Source organism: Enterobacter cloacae complex sp. P12RS, from assembly GCF_014895875.1.
GTDB classification, from domain to species: domain Bacteria; phylum Pseudomonadota; class Gammaproteobacteria; order Enterobacterales; family Enterobacteriaceae; genus Enterobacter; species Enterobacter bugandensis.
In genome coordinates, this window is sequence record NZ_JADBQO010000087.1 from 1 (window position 1) to 4983 (window position 4983).

Annotated in this window: 3 protein-coding genes; all 3 read left to right on the forward strand. The window is 53.7% G+C overall.

What is annotated here, in order from left to right:
- Positions 1–105 precede the first annotated feature (105 nt).
- The 3 genes from IM284_RS22960 to IM284_RS22970 all read left to right on the forward strand — a co-directional run bounded on the left by IM284_RS22960 (position 106) and on the right by IM284_RS22970 (position 4894).
- Positions 106–1245: an efflux RND transporter periplasmic adaptor subunit gene (locus IM284_RS22960; RefSeq protein ID WP_047367027.1), complete on the forward strand. Its 1140-nt coding sequence runs from the start codon at positions 106–108 to the stop codon at positions 1243–1245.
- Positions 1246–1256: 11 nt separating this feature from the next.
- Positions 1257–4370, forward strand: coding sequence for an efflux RND transporter permease subunit (locus IM284_RS22965; protein WP_047367026.1), 3114 nt, complete (start codon positions 1257–1259; stop codon positions 4368–4370).
- A 302-nt stretch (positions 4371–4672) separates the two neighbouring features.
- Positions 4673–4894 (forward strand): lipoprotein, encoded by a 222-nt coding sequence (locus IM284_RS22970; RefSeq protein ID WP_008502867.1) that lies wholly within the window; start codon positions 4673–4675, stop codon positions 4892–4894.
- Positions 4895–4983: the final 89 nt, after the last annotated feature.

The following is a 4983-nucleotide window of genomic DNA, read 5'->3' on the forward strand; positions in this document are numbered from 1 at the left end:
ACATTAAATACCCTCATTATTATACGCAGCTACATTTTATTTTTCCCTCTGCCCCACTACCGATCTACGGCAAACATCGGTTAATGGGTATTTAAAGGAACAGTCATGACGAATCATTTCAGACGTTTACCCTTAGCCGGTTTCATTGTCTGCGCTGTACTGCTCACTGGATGCGATGGCCAGGAAAATCAACAACAACATGCACAGGCGCCTCAGGTCAGCGTCCATATCGTGAAAAGTGCGCCGCTGGCCATCACAACTGAACTCCCGGGCAGAACAGATGCGTTCCGCGTTGCGGAGGTTCGTCCACAGGTTAGCGGTATCATTCTGCGTCGCAACTTCACGGAAGGTAGCGATGTAAAAGCTGGGGACTCACTTTATCAAATTGATCCTGCGACCTATCAGGCGGCTTACGACAGCGCGAAAGGCGAGCTGGCAAAGGCGCAGGCGGCGGCCAATATTGCACACCTGACGGTGAAACGTTATCTCCCACTGGTGGGAACACAGTATGTCAGCAAACAAGAGTATGACCAGGCCGTGGCCACGGCCCAGCAGGCAGATGCCAGCGTTGTCGCCGCAAAAGCGGGCGTTGAAAGCGCACGTATCAACCTTGCGTATACCAAAGTAACGTCCCCTGTCGATGGCCGCATCGGCAAATCCAGCGTGACGGAAGGGGCGCTCGTGACGAACGGGCAGGCCGCAGCGCTGGCGACGGTCCAGCAGCTTGATCCGATTTATGTCGATGTGACCCAGTCGAGCAATGAATTTATGCGCCTGAAGCAGACGAGTCTGCAAAAAGGCGACACGGCCAGCAGCGTTGAGCTGCTGATGGAGAACGGTCAGCCCTATCCGCTGAAAGGCACCCTGCAGTTCTCCGACGTTACGGTGGATGAAAGCACCGGCTCAATCACGCTGCGCGCCATTTTCCCGAATCCTCAACACCTGCTGTTACCGGGGATGTTCGTTCGCGCCCGCATTGATGAAGGCACACAGCCAGATGCCATTCTGGTTCCGCAGCAGGGCGTGACCCGAACGCCGCGAGGCGACGCAACCGTGCTGGTGGTTAATGATAAAAACCAGGTTGAATCACGTACCGTCGTTGCGCCTCAGGCCATTGGCGACCGCTGGCTGGTGACGGAAGGGCTGAAAAACGGTGACCGCGTGATTGTCAGCGGATTACAAAAAGTCAGACCAGGGGCTACCGTCGTCGCCACGCCAGATACCACCACGACTCCCGCCAGTTAAGGAACGACGACATGGCTAATTTCTTTATTCAAAGGCCGGTTTTCGCCTGGGTACTTGCCATCATTTTGATGATTGCAGGCGGGCTGGCCATTCTCAAACTGCCCGTCGCCCAGTATCCGACGATTGCTCCGCCAGCCGTGGCGATTTCTGCGACCTACCCCGGCGCTGATGCCCAGACGGTGCAGGATACCGTGACCCAGGTTATCGAACAGAACATGAACGGTATCGACAACCTGATGTACATGTCTTCCACCAGCGATTCAGCAGGTAATGTCACCATCACACTGACCTTCGAGTCAGGAACGGATCCGGACATCGCCCAGGTGCAGGTACAGAACAAGCTGCAGCTCGCCATGCCGCTGCTGCCGCAAGAGGTACAGCAGCAAGGGATTGGCGTTGAGAAATCCAGCAGCAGCTTCCTGCTGGTCGCTGGTTTTGTTTCGGACAACAAAAACCTCACTCAGGATGATATCTCCGACTATGTCGCCTCGAACGTCAAAGATGCTATCAGCCGAACGACGGGTGTCGGCGACGTTCAGTTGTTTGGCGCCCAGTATGCGATGCGCATCTGGCTCGACAGCAACGCGATGAATAAATACCAGCTGACGCCGCTGGATATTATCAACCAGTTGAAAACGCAGAACGACCAGATAGCGGCAGGTCAGTTGGGCGGTACGCCATCGGTTCCTGGACAGCAGTTGAATGCCTCCATCATCGCGCAAACTCGCCTGAAATCACCGGAAGAGTTTGGCCGCGTGACGCTCAAGGTGAACCAGGACGGCTCGATGGTTCACCTGAAGGATGTCGCTCGCATTGAGCTCGGCGGCGAAAACTACAATATGGTGACCAAAATCAACGGGCAGGCAGCCACCGGCCTGGGGATTAAGCTGGCAACCGGGGCAAACGCGCTGGATACCGCGGCAGCCATCAAGAGCAAACTGGCGCAACTGCAACAGTTCTTCCCGCAGGGGTTGAAGGTCGTCTATCCCTATGACACCACGCCTTTTGTGAAAATTTCTATTCATGAAGTGGTGAAGACCCTGTTTGAAGCGATCGTTCTGGTCTTCCTGGTCATGTATCTGTTCCTGCAAAACCTGCGCGCGACGCTCATTCCGACTATCGCGGTGCCGGTGGTTCTGCTGGGTACCTTCGCGGTTCTTGCGGCGTTCGGTTTCTCCATCAACACCCTGACGATGTTCGGGATGGTTCTGGCGATAGGGCTACTCGTTGATGACGCCATCGTGGTGGTCGAGAACGTTGAGCGCGTGATGGTAGAGGACAAGCTGCCGCCGAAAGAGGCCACGCAGAAGTCGATGGAGCAGATCCAGGGCGCGCTGGTGGGGATCGCGATGGTTCTCTCGGCGGTCTTTGTCCCGATGGCTTTTTTTGGTGGCTCGACGGGCGCCATCTATCGCCAGTTCTCGCTGACTATCGTTTCAGCCATGGCGCTCTCCGTGCTGGTTGCGCTGATCCTGACGCCCGCACTCTGCGCAACGCTGCTTAAGCCCGTCTCTGGAGATCATCATGAGAAGAAAGGGGGGTTCTTTGGCTGGTTCAATGCGCTCTTTGATAAGAGCGTGGAGCACTACAGCAACAGCGTAAGCGGTATTTTGCGTAAGACCGGCCGCTATCTGGTGGTGTACGTCCTTATTGTCGGTGGGATGGCGGTGCTATTCCTGCGCTTACCTACCTCCTTCCTGCCTGAAGAGGATCAGGGGGTATTTATGACGATGGTTCAACTCCCGGCGGGTGCGACCCAGACGCGTACTCAGCAGGTTCTCGACCAGGTTCAGGACTACTATCTGACCCAAGAGAAAGCGAACGTTGAATCCGTCTTTACCGTTAACGGCTTTAGCTTTAGCGGTCAGGGCCAGAACTCCGGTATCGCCTTCGTCAGCCTGAAGCCCTGGGAAGAACGTTCTGGGGAGAAAAATAGCGTTGAGGCCATCGTGGGCCGAGCGACAAAAGCGTTCAGCCAGATTAAAGACGGTCTTGTATTTCCGTTTAACCTGCCTGCCATTATCGAACTGGGAACCGCAACGGGCTTCGACTTTGAACTTATCGATCAGGCAAACCTGGGGCATACCCAGCTAACGCAGGCGCGTAATCAGCTGCTCGGCATGGTGAAAGAGCACCCTGACCTGCTGGTTCGCGTGCGTCCTAACGGCCTGGAGGATACACCGCAGTTCAAACTGGATGTCGATCAGGAGAAAGCGCAGGCGCTGGGTATTAGTATTTCTGACGTCAACCAGACGATATCGACGGCGTTGGGTGGTACCTATGTGAATGACTTTATCGATCATGGCCGTGTGAAAAAAGTTTACGTCCAGGCGGATGCGAAATTCCGAATGTTGCCGGGGGACATCAACAATCTCTACGTGCGCAGCGCGAATGGGGAAATGGTGCCGTTCTCATCCTTTAGCAGCGCTCACTGGGTTTACGGTTCTCCTCGTCTGGAACGCTATAACGGCATGCCGTCCATGGAGATCCTCGGTGAGTCAGCCCCAGGGAAAAGTACCGGTGAGGCCATGGTGATGATGGAAAGCCTGGCAGCAAAACTGCCTTCCGGCATCGGCTATGACTGGACGGGAATGTCTTATCAGGAACGCCTTTCCGGTAACCAGGCGCCTGCACTGTACGCCATTTCACTGATCGTGGTGTTCCTGTGCCTGGCTGCACTGTATGAAAGCTGGTCCATACCCTTCTCTGTCATGCTGGTTGTGCCGTTAGGCGTCATCGGGGCTCTTTTCGCAGCGTCGCTGCGCGGGTTAAACAATGACGTATATTTCCAGGTCGGCCTGCTGACAACGATTGGGTTATCGGCGAAAAACGCCATCCTGATCGTCGAATTTGCTAAGGACCTGATGGATAAAGAAGGTAAAGGTATCATTGAGGCCACGCTGGAAGCCTCAAAAATGCGCCTTCGCCCGATCCTGATGACCTCCCTGGCCTTCATTCTTGGCGTCATGCCGCTGGTAATTAGCACCGGAGCCGGGAGCGGAGCGCAAAACGCCGTCGGTACGGGTGTGATGGGAGGCATGCTTTCCGCAACGCTTCTGGCTATTTTCTTTGTGCCCGTTTTCTTTGTGGTTGTCCGGAGACGGTTTACCAACCATAAGGATTAACGTATCCCTGAAGGCACCGTTTGGTGCCTTTTTTATTTTAATATAAACAATGGATTAGTCATTATTGAATCGCATATTAAAAATTCATGAGTTTGCGTTAAGTAAAAGCGCCCTCTTGCGACTCCATAATTTCTCCATGAATTTATCCAGAAAACGCTTTTTCTCCATGATTTTTACAAACTACATAATTTGAGATTATTCCTCGTGTAACGGGAACTTACCCTGGTGGTAAAATAATCTCCAGTTCGTTAATAGCCCCTCCTGGCTTTGTAGCGAATAAGAAATAATACTGAGGTAACATCATGAAAAGATTCATTTCCGTTGCACTTCTCGCTGCGCTGCTTGCTGGTTGCGCGCACGACTCTCCTTGTGTACCGGTTTACGATGATCAGGGCCGACTGGTTCATACCAATACCTGTATGAAAGGCACCACCCAGGATAACTGGGAAACAGCGGGTGCCATCGCCGGCGGCGCTGCCGCAGTAGCGGGTTTAACGTTAGGTATTGTTGCCCTGACGAAGTAACATCTGTTCAGAAAGCGCGGCTCCGGCCGCGCTTTTGCTTTTAATGAGTGCACCATTTTCTAATAAATAAAAAAGTTCCGCATTTATTC

Excerpts from the sequence above, each read along its gene's own strand:
- IM284_RS22960 (WP_047367027.1), top strand. The coding sequence starts at position 106 with ATGACGAATCATTTCAGACGTTTACCCTTAGCCGGTTTCATTGTCTGC.
- IM284_RS22965 (WP_047367026.1), top strand. The coding sequence starts at position 1,257 with ATGGCTAATTTCTTTATTCAAAGGCCGGTTTTCGCCTGGGTACTTGCC.
- IM284_RS22970 (WP_008502867.1), top strand. The coding sequence starts at position 4,673 with ATGAAAAGATTCATTTCCGTTGCACTTCTCGCTGCGCTGCTTGCTGGT.